The sequence below is a fragment of the Aporhodopirellula aestuarii genome (assembly GCF_023701485.1).
Lineage (GTDB): Bacteria > Planctomycetota > Planctomycetia > Pirellulales > Pirellulaceae > Rhodopirellula > Rhodopirellula aestuarii.
Map to the genome: position 1 here is coordinate 405,221 of NZ_JAMQBK010000060.1, position 16,083 is coordinate 421,303.

A 16,083-nucleotide genomic window follows, 5' to 3' on the forward strand; every position below is an offset into this window, starting at 1 on the left:
ACGATCGTGACGAGATCCAAAAGCCATGGACGTGAGTCCGTGGTTTGGGAAGACAAAGCGAAGCAAGTCGCAACGCGACGACACAAAACACGGGTGGACGCACGAATGAACCATCGGGAGCGGCATCTGTCATCGCTTCGCGACTTGGTGTATGCGGGGGGCGACGTCGACCCCGGACTCACGTCCGGGGCTGGTGTCTGCCGTCGCTATCGCGACTAGGAACGGAAGCAATACTGACACGGCTTTCTATTGCCACGTCTTCGCAACGAATTAGCAGTCCAGAGATTTATCAGTCCAGCCTAACGCCCAAAGGGCTCTCAGAATTTCGCCCAATTGTTCCGGCCTACCTGCTTAGCTGTCGGTGCGGTCTAGGCACACTAGCGGTCTCGCCAGGGTGTTGGCGGTGATTTCATCGCGGAAGGTTTCGGGAACTTGGTCAATTTCCACCGCGTGAACACGCTGAAAAAATCACGCTTGCGCGTCGGCTCGCGGGATCGGTACAATGCGTCCGTAGGATAATGCGGAGGCTGCAGTGGGCTGGTAGTTTATCGAGGTAAGCGGGGGTTCGTTATGCGGGATGAGACTCGGCAGTTAATCGATCGCGTCGAGGCGTTTGAGATCGATCCAGGCGAAAAGGCTTTGAGTTTTCCTCAACGCTTGGCAAGAGAGAATCGGTGGACCGTGGCCTATTCGCAGCGAGTGGTTCGCGAATATAAACGCTTCTGCATTTTGGCTCTGGCCAGTGGGCATCATGTCACACCGAGTGAAGCGGTGGACCAAGCGTGGCATCTGCACCTGACCTACACCCGCTCTTACTGGGATCGCTTCTGTGGCGAGACCTTGGGACGCCCACTGCATCATGAACCGACGGCGGGAGGTTCGAGCGAGGGTGTCAAGTTTCATGATTGGTACGCGGAAACGCTGAAAAGCTATTCGGAGTTATTTGGACAAGATCCACCGCAAGATATTTGGCCTGATCCAGAGAAGCGATTTAGCCATGCGGGTGAATGGACCTGGATCAACGCGGCACACTACTGGCTGATTCCGCGTATCTACGTTTGGCCGGTATTGGTGGCGGTTCTGTTATTCGCTCTCGTATTCCTGCCTGGTTGTGCTTCGACGATGATCTCGGGACAGCAACCGGTTTGGTTACTGCCTGGAATCGTCGGCGGCGTCTTTCCATTCAATCTAGGAGGGAGTGGTTTTCTGTTGTTCTACGGTGGGCTGTGTGTCATCGGATCGGCCGCCGTGCTGGTGCTGCGAAACGTCGCAAGGTCGGAAACGATTGAACCCTCAAAATCTCTTCCGCCTGATCTGAGTGTCGACGAGTTGGCCGTTCTGTCTGGCGGAGGTACGCGGTTGGCATACGTGTCGCTAACACGTCTTTACGCGGAAGGGCACATCGAAACCAAGCCGCCAGGCTGGTTTTCGAATGGGAAGTTTCTTGTGAAGCCGAACGCGAAGCCCATTTCGTCGAGTATCGATCGGGACATGTACGCGGAGATTGAGAAAGGGACCGCAACGACTCAGTTACTCAAAACGATCAAGCCACACTATGAACGCATCAACAACAAGTTGCTGGGGCTCGGCCTACGTGATGATTCCAACTTTCACAGCAGTTCGGCGATGATGTTGGTGGGCGTGATTTTGTTGTTGGGAGGGTTGCGATTGGTCCAGGGGATTTGGGCGGGCGAAGAGGTCGGCTTCTTGGTCATGATGATGGCCGTGTTTTTGGTGGTGGCGATGTTGCTCAATTTTCGTCAAATTAAAGTCACCCCGGCGGGGACCGCTTACATCGAACGCAGTAAGAAAAATTTGGCAGGCAATCAACCTACCGCGATGATGGGATCGGCGAGCGTCCCTAGCGGTGACTGGGTGCTGCTTAATGTCGCCCTGTTGGGAGCCACTGCTATCTCGGGCTTTGAAGGCTTCAGTCCGCTGGCGCCGGTCATGCAGCGAATGAGTAGCAGTTCAAGTAGCAGCGGCTGCGGTTCGGGGTGTGGATCCGGCTGCGGAGGAGGTGGCTGCGGGGGATGTGGTGGCTGTGGCGGATAACGCGTTTGTCGTTCTAACCCGAAACGATCGTTCGGGCACAGCGAACGAAGTCCACTGGCTATGCCGTAGGGGACGATAATACAAAGACGCGACAACATTGCCGAGCGATTGGCACGACACGCGGCGAGATAGGAAACGCAACGCAGGGTAGCGGCAGAAGCCCAGCCTGACGTTCATCAGCCTCACATTGGAGGTTGTAGGTGGGAGAGTGTGCGATTCTTATTTGTTTTGCACGATTGGGTTTGAGAGCGTTCCGATGTCGGCGATGGAGATGTCAACAATGTCGCCGGGATGAAGGGTGAAATCGTTGGACGGAACGATGCCAGTTCCCGTCATCAGGAAGGCGCCATTGGCAAACGTATTATCGCGACCGAGCCAGCTGACCAAATCTTCGAATTGACGTGCCATTTCGCCAGCGGAGGTCGACTGGTTGAAAACGACCGATCCGGCGCGGCGGATCTGTAGATGAACGGTGATCTCTTCGACTGGCGGGAGCGAGTTGTAGAGTCGGATCCACGGACCCAATCCAGCGCACTGATCGTAGCATTTTGCTTGAGGAAGATAGAGCGGGTTTTCGCCTTCGATGTCGCGCGAGCTCATGTCGTTGCCAGCCGTCAAGCCAACAATTCGAAGCTGTGGCGACAGCACCAGCGTGACTTCTGGCTCTGGGACGCTCCAGGTTGCATCGGCGCGGATGCGAAGCGGTTGCTTGTGCCCGCTGACCCGGGACGGTGTCGCTTTGAAGAACAGTTCGGGGCGATCGGCTTGGTAGACGCGGTCATAACACGATGCGGCGGCCTCGGACTCTTCCATGCGAGCCGTTTGGCTTCGCCGGTACGTCACCCCCGCCGCCCAGACCTCCTGATGATCAATCGGTGGCAGCCACCGTGTTACCTCTTCGATCGGTGTGGGACGATCGCGTTCCAACGACTCGGCCGCGGCGATCGGTTGATCGGCAGCGAGAATGTCAGAGAGCGTGGCGAGTGTTTCTGTCATTTGTAACGGAAACACTTGGCCGTTCTCGACCAGGACGACGCGTGGTTGTGATGACGAATCTAAAATTTTGGTAATGTTCATCGCCACAATATAGCTGAGCGGAATCGAGAGTTGGAACTCCGTCGACGATTCGTCTCGAGCCAGTTTGCCGCGTGCGAACTATTTGGCCGGTTGCAGGTGCTCGATGAAAAAGTTGGTCATCATTTGACGCATGTGCATCGCGGTCCCTTCACCTTCCGAAATCGAGTGAGAGCGATTGGGATACGCCATCAACCGGAATTGCTTTCCTGCAGCGACGAGGCGATTGATCAGCCGCTCGGTCGATCCGTAATGAACATTGTCATCGCCGGTACCGTGCACGATCAGTAATGGATCGGCGAGACCCTCGGCGTGGGTGATCGGAGATCCATCGACGAATCGTTGACGGTCGTCTTCGACCAGTCCCATATACCGTTCCTGGTAAATGGTGTCATAGTCGAATTGGTCGGGGACGGGAGCGATCGCAATCCCTGCGGCGAACAAATCGGAATGGCGAAACATGCTATTTAGGGTCGTTGAACCGCCACCGCTCCAACCCCACACCCCGACGCGTTCAGGATCGAGTTGGGGGAAACGTTCGAGCAGTCGACGCACGCCCGCGGCTTGATCGGCCGGTGTCAGGACGCCGATTTTTCCATAAATACTCTGCCGAAATGCGCGGCCGCGTGGTGATGCCGTGCCGCGGTTGTCGATACTGACGACTGCGAATCCGAGCTGTGTCAGGTAACGATGCCAAAGGTAATTTTGGCCACCGAATACATCGCGAACCGTTTGCCCGGCGGGTTCTCCGTAGACGTGAACGATCAACGGAATGGATTTGCCCGCGACAGGCGAGTTGTTGGAATCGGCCTTCGGTACGGGCTGCATGAACCACGCGTCGAGCGAGGTGTTGTCGTCAATGGTCAATGAGATGAATTGGTGATCGACCGGTTTCAGTTCATCGAGGGCTTGTTTGACCGCAGCATTGTCGACAAGCGTCTTGATGACTTCTCGTTTATCCAGCCGAACCAGCCTTTGCACCGGAGGCGTCGAAAAATCCGACCAAGTTTCGAGGGCGAAATCGGTCGAGTCGCTGATCTCGTATGCGAATGTGCCATTTTGGTCAGAGGACACTCGCTGCGGTTTGGCGATCGGGGCTGAGGCGAGAGCGTCGCAGGTGTACAGCCCGCGGGTGGCGGCGTTGCTCGGCGAGGCCGTGAAGTAGCATCGGCCAGATGTCGGATCGACGGCATCTAGCGAGATCACATCCCATAAGCCGGTGGTGATCGGCGTCAGTGAAACGCCTTGTTGGCAACCATTCTTGTCGAGCGCACCGCGGGCCGTGATGGGCCCGGAAAGGTAGCTGGCGTCGATTGAAAGGCGATACAGGTGTTGCCACTCGGTGCGTTCACTCAGCCATGCGAAGTCGATAGTAGAACGCGGCGATAGGTTTGTTGCGGTGTTGTTGGATGTTTGTTGCGGTGCTGCCGCCGAACCGGATCGGGGCGGCAATGGATACAATTTGGGTTGATGCAAAACCCATCCGGGGCTGGTCTCGTTGAGCAGAACGATGCTGTTTCCCGTTGAGACATCAGCGATCCACAGTCGGTTCTCGTTTTGGTGTCGTGTCAATTGTTGGATCAGCAACCGTTCGTTTGCCCCCGGGACGTCCTTGGGAAGCCACTGCAACGCGGCGAGGTAGTGGTTGCGAGGATCACCCTCGGTTTTCATCCACGTGGTCGATTGGGTATCGAAATCAAAGACGCCGATCCGTGCGGCCGCGTTGGTCTGCCCGACTTTGGGGTAAGCGAAACGTTTAAGACTCGGGTAACGCTGCGAGGTGTTATCGATCAGCGAGTGAACGGGGACGTCGGTTTCGTCTAACTGCCAAAACGCGATTTTGGATCCATCGGGGCTGAATTGAAACCCACGACGCAAGCTGAGTTCCTCTTCGTAGACCCAGTCGAAGGTACCGTTGATCAGTTGAGGGTTGTCGCTCGCGGCGACCGTGTGGATCGTTCCGGTGGCAGTTTCTTCGCAATAAAGATTGCGATCACGGACGTAGGCGACCGCGTCCCCTTTCGGAGAAAAGGTGGCAAACATCAATGACTGGTCGCTCGCCGATTCGCCGCCGAGTTTTCGCCAGGATTTCGAGAGCATGTCCAGCAGCCAGTAGTCGCCACGTGTGTTGGCACGCCACACCTTGACCGTGTTGGTGAACACAAGCAGGTAACGATGGTCGGCGGACCATTGGAAATCGCTGACCGAGATGCGTTCGCCGGAAGGGAGCTGGAACTGATCCGACGAAACGGTGATGGTTTCGTCGACATCGGGAACGGACAGACGCACGATTTCGGGGTGCCCTTGGCTGGTGCTGCGCTTCCACCACAGAACGTCGTCGGTTTCGTCCCACTGCAACGATTTGGTTTCAAGATTGAAGTCCGAACCGTGGAAGATTCTCGATATACAGAGCCGTTCGCGATCGCCGGCGCATGGAGCCGGTGGTGGTGCGGAATCAACGGCGGGGGCATGCGCGGCGCAAGTCGACGCGACTCCTATCGCGAGCAACAGCGAGATCAGCGCGAATGGGGAACGGTATCGGAGAGCGTTATGTGGCATCGTTGTGTGCGGCGGGTTTTCAGGACGGAATGATCTACAGGAGGGAGTGCACATAGGCGGGGAATCCCGACATATCGCCGGGTGGTTCGTGGGGGCCAATGATGAGAGGTCCATCATCGGGATGACTGGCGAGCAAACCATGACTGCCGCGAACAAGCGTTGCGTCAAGCGGGATGACGTCCATCTTGTATCGCATGCCGATCTTTTTCTGGAACAGTCTCGCCGCCGCCCGTGCGCGACTCGTCATGAACAATTCACATGGGTCGTAGCCCGGTTTTCGATGAATATCGACGGTTCGTGCAAAGTCGGGCGCGTCGCGATCATCATTCCAATAGTAGTAGGTGAACCAAGCGTCTGGTTCAGAAAGTACGACAAGTTCACCGCTGCGCGAATGGTCGAGTTGCAGTTCGCCCGGAGGAACGACTGCGGCGACGCCAGGAACGTCGCGCAAGATCTGCGCGACCCTTTGGATGTTCTTGGTGTCGCGCACATAAACATGTGCGACTTGATGGTCGGCAACCGCGACGGCTTCGCAGTCGGGGACCACCAACGCTTCTCCGAAAGGCCCTAATCGAGTGCGAAGGTAGCCGTGTTGCCTTAATACTCGATTGAGATGCACGGGGCGACTGACGGGTGTCAGTCCGTACTCACTGACGACAACAATTTTTGCGTCGATTTCTTGAGCCGCGTCGATGACTCGGCCCGCGGCAGCGTCGACTTCGGCAACCCGCGTGGGGTCATGGTGATCGAGGCGTTGAAAGTCGTAGTCCAAATGCGGCAGGTAGCACAGAGTGAGCTGCGGTTGTTTCTCTCGCAGCACCAAGGCGGTCGCGTCGGCGATCCAGTCGCTCGAGGCGATTCCGGCACCGGGGCCCCAGAACGCAAAAAACGGAAACGGGCCGAGTTTGCGTGTCAGGTCGCATGTGGTCCAATCGAGAACGTCAAACGCCTTGCTGCCGTCACATCCATAGTGCGGTTTGGGGGTTGCGCCGTAGCGGGCGTTGGTCGCTTGGTTGAACCACCAAAACATCTTCGCCGTTTCATATCGTTCGTAGAACAACTCGCCTTGGATCAGCAGGCGAGATTGTTGCCAGAAACGGATTTCTTGTGTGTCGCGATACAACCATCCGTTACCGACGATGCCATGGTCGCGAGGCGGTAGCCCCGTCAACATCGTTGCTTGGCTCGTCGCGGTAACAGCGGGGACCGGACTGGTCCATGGGCGAGCCGCACCGAGCTGAGATAATCGTGGTGCGTGAGGGAGCAGCCCCGGCGTGAGCCCGACAACGTTGAGCACACAGAGACGTTGCATTAAAGCTCTTTCGATTTCTCAGTGTCTTCGTCGCCGAATTCTTCTTCCACGGGGGGCAACGTCAATACTTTGTAGAGACAAAAGCTTAGCATCGAGATCACCGCGCCGATGGAAAGCACCATCACGCTTAGTCCGCCGGCCGTCATAGTTCTTCTCCCGAGTCGGTTGTGGATCCGGTGTCGTGTTCCTCGAGGAAGGCAAACTTGCCATCGCGAATCCAGTTGTTCCCGGCGATGTGAATCAAGACGAGCAGCATCGCCGTCACGCCGATGATGAATAAAACCGACATCATTACGACGGAATCCGACATAATGTTGTCGAGATAGCCGGGTTTGTATTCGCCGGTTTCGGCATCTGTCGAGCCGAGCACGTTCTGATAACAGAAGGCGACGAAGATCGCGCCGAGGTACACCGGGACGACGTATTTCAGAATCAGTTGGACGAAATGGGGGATCCGCAAATGGGCACCCACATGTGCTTCGCGCTCGCCCCGGACGATGCCAAATACCCAGCCGTAGATCACCGCCTGGATCATCGCCAGGACAAAGATCAGGAAAGTGCCGACCCAAAAATCCAAAGTGTCGAGGGCTTTGAGGCCTTTCGAGAAATAGACGACGAAGAACGTCCCGGCCAGCGCGATCATACCGAGAAACGTGCTCGAAACGTGTCGTTCCAGCGCGAACCCTTCCTCGAAAAACGCGATCACCGGTTGCAGCATGGAAAGACTGCTTGTGATGGCGGCGAGGAACAGCATGAAGAACCACAGGAATCCGAACAGCTGCCCGGCTGGCATTTGAGCAAAGACGTTCGGCAACGCGTTGAAGCCCAAGCCGAACGTGCCGAACGACGCCACGCTGGCACCCAAAAAGATGAACGCCGCCGGGAGTGTGATCAGTCCGCCCAAGCAGACTTCGAAAAACTCATTCATGCTGCAGGCGGTCAGTCCGCTCAGCACGACATCATCTTTCTTGCCTAGGTAGCTCGAATAGTTGATGATCACCCCGAAACCGACCGAGAGGCTAAAGAAAATTTGGCCGGATGCGGCTAGCCAAGTTTTCGGATCGGTGAGTGCTTCGGGTTTGGGGTTCCACATGAACCCGAGGCCCGCGCTGACCTGTTCGCTGGGCAACGTCAGAACACGCACCAGGACACAGAGCGCACAGACGACCATGAGGGGAATCGCAAATTTGCAGAACGTTTCGATTCCGGCGGAGACCCCACGGTAGATCAGGACGAAATTCACCGCGAACGTGATCAGGATAAAGCCCAGCATCGATGAGCCTTTGCCGAACACATGTCCGTCGGTATTCATCCCGACCGTGTTGTCAAAGTAGGCCGTGTAGGCATCGGAGTCTTCGCCGAGCATCAGGTCACCGGTGAAGTAGTTCCACGCGTAGCTCAAGCACCAGGCTTCGATCACGATGTAATACATGTAGATGACCAGCGGGATCAGCAGTGCGAAGACGCTGAGATATCTGGCTTTGGGAGTCCGGCAGGCGACGCTGAAGACGCCCGGTGCGGAGTGAAAGCCGCGGACCCCGGAAAATCGGCCCATCGTCCATTCGGCCCAGCAAAGCGGGATGCCGAGGACCAGCAGCGAAATGAAGTATGGCAGCAGGAAGGCACCGCCACCGTTTTGGGCCGCCTGGCCGGGGAATCGAAGGAAGTTGCCTAGTCCGACGGCGCTGCCGGCGACCGCGAGCACGACTCCGATCCGACTGCCCCATTGTTCCTTGGAAACGTAGTCTTCAGCCGGCATCGAATCGCCGGTGGGCGGATCGGTCGGTTTGTCGGCGGCGGGCTTGTGAGGGGGAGAGGCGTCGGGCGATTCATTCATCTCGTTGCCTTGGTCAGCGGTGTCGATTGTGGACGCCCCTTCGTTGTAAGGATTTGGGCGTTTTTCATCGACCGTGCCGAGGCGGTCGCAAAGAAAGAATTCCAAAAAAAGAAAGCGTTTGGAGGGGGGCTGAGACCGCAGGATGTTGCGGGAAAGAAGGCTCCGAGTCGTGCGACTTCGGGCATGGCTCGCCAGCCAGAAAGTGGTTAGGCGCGGGCTCGAACCGCGGACACCGGCCTTTTCAGGGCCGTGCTCTACCAACTGAGCTACCTAACCTGAACAATCAAACGCCCCTTAGACATACAGTAGGGTGGGAACCCGGTGCCCGCGTGGCTTTTTTGTTCAACAGATGAGAAAACTACGCTATCATATGGGTTCGCGTCAATCGGCCCCGACGAAAACTCTTTTCTAAAAATCGAAATTTTATGGGTATGGCTGCATCCCCTGATCCTGATTCAAGCCAATCTGCGGTTCTCGAAGCCGAGGTGCATACGGAGGCTGAAAATCACGGTGCGAACGCAAAATCTCATCCAGAGCTGACTCCGATCCAGGCCAAGCGGCTCGAGGAACGCGAGAAGCTGCGTACCAGCAAATTCGACGCCGTTTCATCCTTTTTTATGGCGACGATCCTGTTCCTGGGCACCTTCGTTTTCATGTTGTTCGTGGTCTGGTTGACGATGCGGATGCCGGTCCGTGTCAAACCGATCGAGCCGATCATCGAAAACGCGGCCGGCCGGGCGGATAACGCGGAAGGTTTCGAGCGGGACTTCGAGCCGCCGGGGGCCGAAGAGGTCGAGGAACTGATGGAGCCGACCCTGCAGGACACCATTGAGGCGGTCACCGACGCAGTCAGTAGCGTCGCGGCCTCGCTCGACACGATGAACACCAACGCCACCGCCAGCACATCGGGTTCGGGCAAAGGGGACAGTCGTCCACCAGGTCCCGAGGGGGAAGGTGAAGACATCGTGCCACGATTCGAGCGTTGGCAGTTGAACTTCTCCGCAAAAGGCATCAAACCGTACTCGCAGCAGCTGGATTTTTATGGAATCGAGCTCGGAACAGTGGGCGGGGGTGTCCAGGGTGTGGACTACGCGACAAACTTGTCGACACGGCCAAAGTCCCGCCACAGCGATGACAGTGCAAGCGAAAAACGTTTGTACTTCATGTGGGCAACTCAAAGCCCCTTAAAGGACTTTGATATCCAATTGCTCAACCAAGCAGGGGTGAATACCGGAGGTGGCCGGAACATCTTGAAGTTTATTCCCCCGGATCTTGAAAACCAGTTGGCACATATCGAACTAGAGTATGCAGCGAGCAAGGGACACAAGAGCGTCACCGAAATCGCCAAAACCGTGTTCTTTAGCAAGCCCGAAGGCAGCGGTTACGTCTTTGAAGTCACCGAACAACGTTATCGCAACAAACGATAAAGCTACATCGCTGCTGCCCACTTATCTGCATCCCCTTTCAACCCCATAGGAACCGACCTTGTTTTTTCTTGCTGCGGCCGACCTGTATACGCTGATTTCCAACTCCACCTACGGGGCTTTGGCGATTGTCGCCCTGTGGGGCCTCTACCAAATCGTGATCGTGTGGACGCGCGTGGCTCAGAAGCGATTTAAGACCGAAGAGGAACAGGACACGTTCATGGACGATTGTGAGCAAATGCTCAAAGAGGGGGATTTCGAAGGGGTCGAGGAATATTGCCAAGGCGATACCCGCGCAATCCCGCAGATGATGCACATGGCGATCGATAATCGCGCCGAAGGTTTTCGCCGGGCACGCCAGATCATGATGGACCGGTTCCAGCGCGACGTGATGAGCGATTTGGAATACCGGCTCAGTTGGGTCAGTACGGTGATTAAAAGTGCGCCGATGATCGGTCTGTTCGGGACGGTGTTCGGGATGATGGGGGCGTTTAAGACGCTCGCGACCGCGGAAAGCGTCGAGCCTTCGTTGCTCGCCGGTGACATTCAGGTGGCACTCGTGACGACGGCCAGCGGTCTGGCGATCGCGATTCCGTTGATGATTCTGATCGCGACGGTGAATATTCGGATCGCAAAGATGGAGGATTTGGTTGGTTCGGGGCTGACTCGATTCTTCGAGGCGTTCAAAGCGGGGCTCGCCGTCGAAGCGGCCCGTCCGGCATCCGCTGCCCAAGCGGAGGCGGAACCGGCCTACGCGGAAACGGTCTAGAAGCGGATTGCGTTGCGACCCCATCCCCGTCCATGGATGAGACATCGCAGCACCTTTGCCCGTGACAAGAAGAAAACGAACAAGAGTGAACAAACATGCACGCTGATTTGATCGAACCAGAAGATGAAGACGACCTCGATGCCGTTCCGCCTCGCGCCAAGCGCGAAGAAGAGGAAATGGATATCACGCCGATGATCGACATCACGTTCCTGTTGCTGATCTTCTTCGTCGTGGCATCGAAAATGGACCCCACTCAGACCGGGAATATTCCCGATGCCGACAACGGGTTGGCGATCTCGGCGAAGGATTCCGCGGTCATCTTCATCGAGCCCGGTGGCGGCGATTCACCCGCGATTTTGAAACGACGCGATCAGAGCGAATTCAGCAAAGACGAAGAGGCTCAAGCCAATGAGATTGTCGAGTACGTCACCAACGAACTCGAGAAATCGATCAGCAAAAACAAAGATCAAGTGATGTTGCTCGGTGATGGAGACGTCAAAGTCTCTGAAGTCACGCGGGTGCAGAAGATTATTGGTGACGAGTTCACGGACATGGAATTTACCTACATCGCTGTGAAAGAAAAATAGGATGAGGGATCAGTAACATGTCAATCAACGTGCAATGCGAATCATGTGGTATGCGTCGCCGCGTCAACGAAAGGTTGGCCGGACGTACCATTCGTTGCCCCGGATGCGAAAAAGCATTGACGATCCCCGCGTTGGTGTCGCCGCCGTCGAGCCGCGATCATGCGGAGGTCGAGGAGGGGGAAGAGATCGATGCTGTCGAGGTTGACGCGATCGAAGTCGACGCTGCGGAGCCGGTCCGTGCGGGCGAAGAACGGGTGTTTGAGGTCGAAGCCGTACGCGTTCCCGAGACGGGCGTCGTGACGGGTGGTCGTGCTCAAGCGGCAGCGAGTGGGGGCGGCGGTGCCGCGACGCTCGACCAGGCCAAGATCGCCGACGCGATTGCCACAGGATATCCACGCCCATCGACGCATCACGCTGAGACACCTCCTTCGGCTCTGCTCGAAGATGACGACGATGGCATGCCGCCGCGCAAGAAACGCGACGAAGGTGAACTCGACATGACGCCGATGGTCGACGTGACGTTCCTGTTGTTGATCTTCTTTATGGTCACGGCGAGTTTCAGTTTGCAGAAGTCCATCAAAATGCCGAGGCAAAATTCGGATTTGCCGAGTATGTCCAACGTCGAAGAGCCGACCGAGGAACTCGACCCGATCGAACTCGAGATCGAGGAGAACGGCGGCTTCTTGGTGCTCGCGCCCGAGTGGGAAAAAGAGACTCCCGGCAAACACAATTTGATCAACGCGCTAAAAGAAGCCATCGGCGCGAACAAGGATGGCATGCGATTGGACATCAAGGTCCATGAAAACGCTAAGTTGCAGATGCTCGTCGATGCCATGGATGCGGGAACGATCGCGGGTTTTAGCGAGATCCAAGTCGCCGAAGTCGATGGTTTCGATTGATCGTCGGCGGCACGCGACAGACGGATCGCATCAAACTCTTTTCCTCTTCACACACAACTACTCCTCTCCGGTTGCTCGGCGGTATCGCTAGCAGCTAATCGCGAATAGCTCTCTCCATGCTTGCAAACGAACTGATTGATCGCCTCGAACGTCGCGGTCTGCTCGATCAAGAGATTATCGAAGCCCTGCGTGAACAATTGACCGAAGGTGGTGCTCGCGTTACCCCAGAAGCTGTCGCCAAATTGTTGGTCGACAACGGTCAATTGACGCGTTTCCAGGCCACCAAATTAATCGGTGAACTCCGCAGTAACGACGACGAAGCCGTTGAGGTCGTCGAGGCGGAAGAGGATTTGACCGCGTTGCCCGATGACGGTGCCTTTGTCGATGAGGTATTCGATGCCGAACCGGTCATGGTGGATGCTGAGCCTGTTGAGGTTGACGCGGTTCCCGTCGAAGCGGTTCCCGTCGAAGCCGTTGCGGTTGAGGCCGTTCCTGTCGAAGCGGTGGCTTCCGGTGGTGGCTCCAACGGCCAGCGCCCGCAACGCAAAAAGCCGCCCGGCCGAGTCAAACCGCCCGAGCATAAGTCGGTTTGGGATTCGTTCAAAATCTATGGTTACCTCGGCATCATCGGGTTCCTGATTATCGCCGGTTCCGGGTTTTACCTGATCCTGAACAAGGCAAACATTGACGAGGTGATCGAGGCGGCAAACAAGCAGTACGACGCACAGAGCTACCAGCCTGCTCAAGACGCTTACATCGGTTTCCTGGCTCAGTTCGGTCAGGACAGTCAGTATTCGTCGGAGGCGCGGGTGAAGATCGCGATGTGCGAGATTTATCGTAGCGCCGATATGACGGACCCCACCAAAGGTTTGGAAAAAGCCGAAGAAGTCCTGCCTCGTATCATTGACGAAGAAGCGATGAACGGCGAACGCGGTAACCTCGCGGCCCTGCTCGTTGAAATTGCCGAGAATATCGCCAAGGAAGCGGGCAAAGCGACCGAGACGACGGAGAAACAACGATTGCTCGCGCGACTCGACGAACAATGGAAGCTGATCGAAAACCCGAACTACGTGACGTCGTCGATGAAGACGACTCTCGAGGGTCGATTGCTCGAAGTCACCGAAGCTCGCAATCGAGTCAAACGCGATATCGATCGAAACATCCGTTTGGATGAAACCGAAGCGGGGATGAAGGAGGCGTTGGCGGCGAAGGATACCAAGAAAGCCTACGATCTCCGCAAATCGCTTCTGCGAGATTTCCCTGAACTCGCCGTCGACCCACGATTGACGGTCTTGATCAAAGAGGCGAGTGGAATCCAACAATCACTTGTCTCGCTGTCCAAAAACAAACCAGAACCGATCACGGAACCGATCGAAGAAGGGACGTTAAAGTCGATCGTGTTGACGACGCGAGAAGGGACTCCTGTCACCGGACTGGAAGACGACATTTACTATCTCCGTGCCGGGGGCAGTGTGCTCGCGTTCTCGGCGTACGATGGACGTCTGCTGTGGCGAAAATTCACCGGTTACGGTGAAGACCATACGCCGATCCGGCTCGATGGCGGCGCCTCGGTGTTGCTCAGTGACTTGACCACCAACGAAGTTCGCCATTGTCGTGGTCGCGATGGCGAGTTGCTGTGGCGATCGAATATCGGCGAGGAGTTTTTCGAACCCGTCGCAGGGAAAAATTCGATCTTGATCTCGGCTTATTCAGGCCGACTGATCTCACTCGATACGGAAACCGGTGACACGAACTGGGCAACGCAGTTGCCGCAGTCGATCAGTACCGCAGCGGGTATCGACGATGATTTGAGACGGGTTTATTTACCCGGAGATCACAGCAACCTCTACGTGCTCGATTCACGTACGGGCAACAGTATCGAGAGTTTTTACATTGGTCATGAAGAGGGGACGATCGCGGTCGCGCCGGTTTCGCTGCTTGGTCACCTGTTCGTGATCGAAAACGCTGGGGCGGATTACGCGAACGTGCACGTGTTGCGGATGGACGAGAAGGGCGGCAGTTTGAAAGTGGCCCAGCAGCCGTTCCGTTTGACGGGCAATGTCATGGTGCCCCCTGTGATCCAGCAGCGACGCATGATCGTGTTGACCGATCGAGGACAAGTCGCGGTGTATGACATCGAGCCGACCGCGGAAAACCAACAGGTCTCTTTGATTGCCCAACAAGTCGCATCTTATGACACACCGACGTTGACCCACATGGCGGTCGGCCGCAGTCAAATGTGGATTACCGGAACACGTGTCGGTCGATACGAATTACAGATCAATACCGGACGTGTCGTTTACGATTGGGGCAAGGAAGAGGGTGACACTTTCATCGGGCAGCCGCTGGCTTTGGAAGACGCCCTCATTCACGCCCGTCGTCTGCGTGGTACCTCTGCCATTCGCGTGACCGGCGCAGAACCGAAGACGGGGCAAGAGCTTTGGCGGACCGACGTTGGTACTCCGATTTCGATGTTGGAGAAAAACGCAGCCGGGTTCCATGCCGTGACCAGCCAAGGGGCGTTGTTCGAACTCGACCGTGAATCGCTCGCGAGCGGATCGACTCAGGGACCGATCGAAAACCCTGGTGCGAACTCGATCTCGATGAATTTTACCGATCCGATCGCGGTGGATGAAATTCGCCGGATCCTGCTCAATCGGTCGCAGGCTGGTGAGGCGATGATCTATGACCCGACCCGCCGGAAGGAAAAGCTCCGTAAGATCACCTTTCCATTGACCGGTCCCAAACCGACCGGCGTGGGGATTTTCAGCGGAGGTGGATTGTTCTTGCCGTTGGATTCCGGACGTGTCGTGTTGATGAATTGGGAGACCGGTGCCCCTAAAGGTGCTCCGTTCCAACCCGCCAGTGATCCGACGGCGAAGGTGAGCTGGACGACGCCGGTTCGATTCAGCAGTGATCCCGATCAGGTGTTGATCGCGGACAGCCGCAAGAAACTTTATCGGCTCCGAGTCGGTGATCAGATCCGTGAACTGTCGAGCGTCGATTTGGCGGCTCCGTTCTTGGGCGAGACGATTGGTGTCGGCGGCGCCTTTATCGGTGGGGTCAACGGACCTGCGGCTGACTTCCTGGTCGGTCACGACGAAGAAACGTTGGATGAGAAATTCAAGCTGCTTTTGGATGGCAGGATCGAATGGGGACCGGTATTGGGTAAGACCGACAGCGGTGATGAACTGGCGTTGTTGATCACCAACGATTCCGTTCTGCGAGCTTACGATTCAGATGGCGGTCAAGTCTTCCAGACGCCGATGCCGACGAAAGGTTTGCCGGTCGACAAGGTCGTGTCGATTCAAGGACGTTGGATTTTGACCGGCAAGGATGGTTGGCTCGTCGCGATCGATCCTGCCAGCGGCAACGTGCTCGGAACGACCGAACTGGGCCAGCCGTTGTCGGCGAGCCCGCTTCCCGTCGGCAGTCGTTTGCTCGTGCCTGGTGCCGAGGGCGTGGTCTACATCACCAATATCCCAGGTGAGAACTGATCGACCATGCGAATGTTATTTAAAAAAGCGATACCGTGTTTGGCCTTGGTGTTTTCGTGCTCGTTTGCGT

12 protein-coding genes and 1 tRNA gene are annotated in these 16,083 nt (G+C 56.5%); 7 read left to right on the plus strand and 6 right to left on the minus strand.

Annotated features, from left to right (window positions below; all coding sequences use genetic code 11):
* The first annotated feature begins 6 nt into the window (after window positions 1-6).
* Both NB063_RS22105 and NB063_RS22110 read left to right on the plus strand, forming a co-directional pair.
* Complete coding sequence (locus tag NB063_RS22105) at window positions 7-219, plus strand: hypothetical protein (protein WP_250931052.1); 213 nt, start codon at window positions 7-9, stop codon at window positions 217-219.
* Between the two features lie 351 nt (window positions 220-570).
* Complete coding sequence (locus NB063_RS22110) at window positions 571-2,055, plus strand: TIGR04222 domain-containing membrane protein (RefSeq protein ID WP_250931053.1); 1,485 nt, start codon at window positions 571-573, stop codon at window positions 2,053-2,055.
* 219 nt (window positions 2,056-2,274) lie between these two features.
* Here NB063_RS22110 and NB063_RS22115 read toward each other — a convergent pair whose 3' ends face one another.
* The 6 genes from NB063_RS22115 to NB063_RS22140 form a co-directional block, all read right to left on the minus strand.
* The gene (locus NB063_RS22115) at window positions 2,275-3,132 is read right to left on the minus strand and encodes a fumarylacetoacetate hydrolase family protein (RefSeq protein ID WP_250931054.1); all 858 of its coding nucleotides are present in this window, start codon (window positions 3,130-3,132) and stop codon (window positions 2,275-2,277) included.
* Window positions 3,133-3,210: 78 nt separating this feature from the next.
* Window positions 3,211-5,688, minus strand: coding sequence for a S9 family peptidase (locus NB063_RS22120; protein WP_250931055.1), 2,478 nt, complete (start codon window positions 5,686-5,688; stop codon window positions 3,211-3,213).
* Between the two features lie 34 nt (window positions 5,689-5,722).
* Window positions 5,723-7,000 carry a nucleotide pyrophosphatase/phosphodiesterase family protein gene (locus NB063_RS22125; RefSeq protein ID WP_250931056.1) on the minus strand — a complete coding sequence of 426 codons (1,278 nt, stop codon included), beginning with the start codon at window positions 6,998-7,000 and terminating at the stop codon, window positions 5,723-5,725.
* Window positions 7,000-7,146: a hypothetical protein gene (locus tag NB063_RS22130; RefSeq protein WP_250931057.1), complete on the minus strand. Its 147-nt coding sequence runs from the start codon at window positions 7,144-7,146 to the stop codon at window positions 7,000-7,002. The genes NB063_RS22125 and NB063_RS22130 overlap by 1 nt, the downstream gene beginning before the upstream one ends.
* Window positions 7,143-8,942, minus strand: a complete 1,800-nt coding sequence (locus tag NB063_RS22135; RefSeq protein ID WP_250931058.1) for a sodium-dependent transporter — start codon at window positions 8,940-8,942, stop codon at window positions 7,143-7,145. Before NB063_RS22135 ends, NB063_RS22130 begins: the two co-directional genes overlap by 4 nt.
* A gap of 98 nt (window positions 8,943-9,040) precedes the next feature.
* A tRNA-Phe gene (locus NB063_RS22140) sits at window positions 9,041-9,113 on the minus strand.
* Window positions 9,114-9,268: 155 nt separating this feature from the next.
* Between NB063_RS22140 and NB063_RS22145 the strand changes: the two genes are divergently transcribed.
* The 5 genes from NB063_RS22145 to NB063_RS22165 all read left to right on the plus strand — a co-directional run bounded on the left by NB063_RS22145 (window position 9,269) and on the right by NB063_RS22165 (window position 16,013).
* Window positions 9,269-10,264: a hypothetical protein gene (locus tag NB063_RS22145; RefSeq protein WP_250931059.1), complete on the plus strand. Its 996-nt coding sequence runs from the start codon at window positions 9,269-9,271 to the stop codon at window positions 10,262-10,264.
* 58 nt (window positions 10,265-10,322) lie between these two features.
* The gene (locus tag NB063_RS22150) at window positions 10,323-11,030 is read left to right on the plus strand and encodes a MotA/TolQ/ExbB proton channel family protein (protein ID WP_250931060.1); all 708 of its coding nucleotides are present in this window, start codon (window positions 10,323-10,325) and stop codon (window positions 11,028-11,030) included.
* A 95-nt stretch (window positions 11,031-11,125) separates the two neighbouring features.
* Window positions 11,126-11,617, plus strand: coding sequence for an ExbD/TolR family protein (locus NB063_RS22155; protein ID WP_250931061.1), 492 nt, complete (start codon window positions 11,126-11,128; stop codon window positions 11,615-11,617).
* 17 nt (window positions 11,618-11,634) lie between these two features.
* The gene (locus tag NB063_RS22160; protein ID WP_250931062.1) at window positions 11,635-12,516 is read left to right on the plus strand and encodes a biopolymer transporter ExbD; all 882 of its coding nucleotides are present in this window, start codon (window positions 11,635-11,637) and stop codon (window positions 12,514-12,516) included.
* Window positions 12,517-12,632: 116 nt separating this feature from the next.
* A complete protein-coding gene (locus tag NB063_RS22165) occupies window positions 12,633-16,013 on the plus strand; it encodes an outer membrane protein assembly factor BamB family protein (RefSeq protein ID WP_250931063.1) in 3,381 nt (1,126 codons plus the stop codon).
* Window positions 16,014-16,083 lie beyond the last annotated feature (70 nt).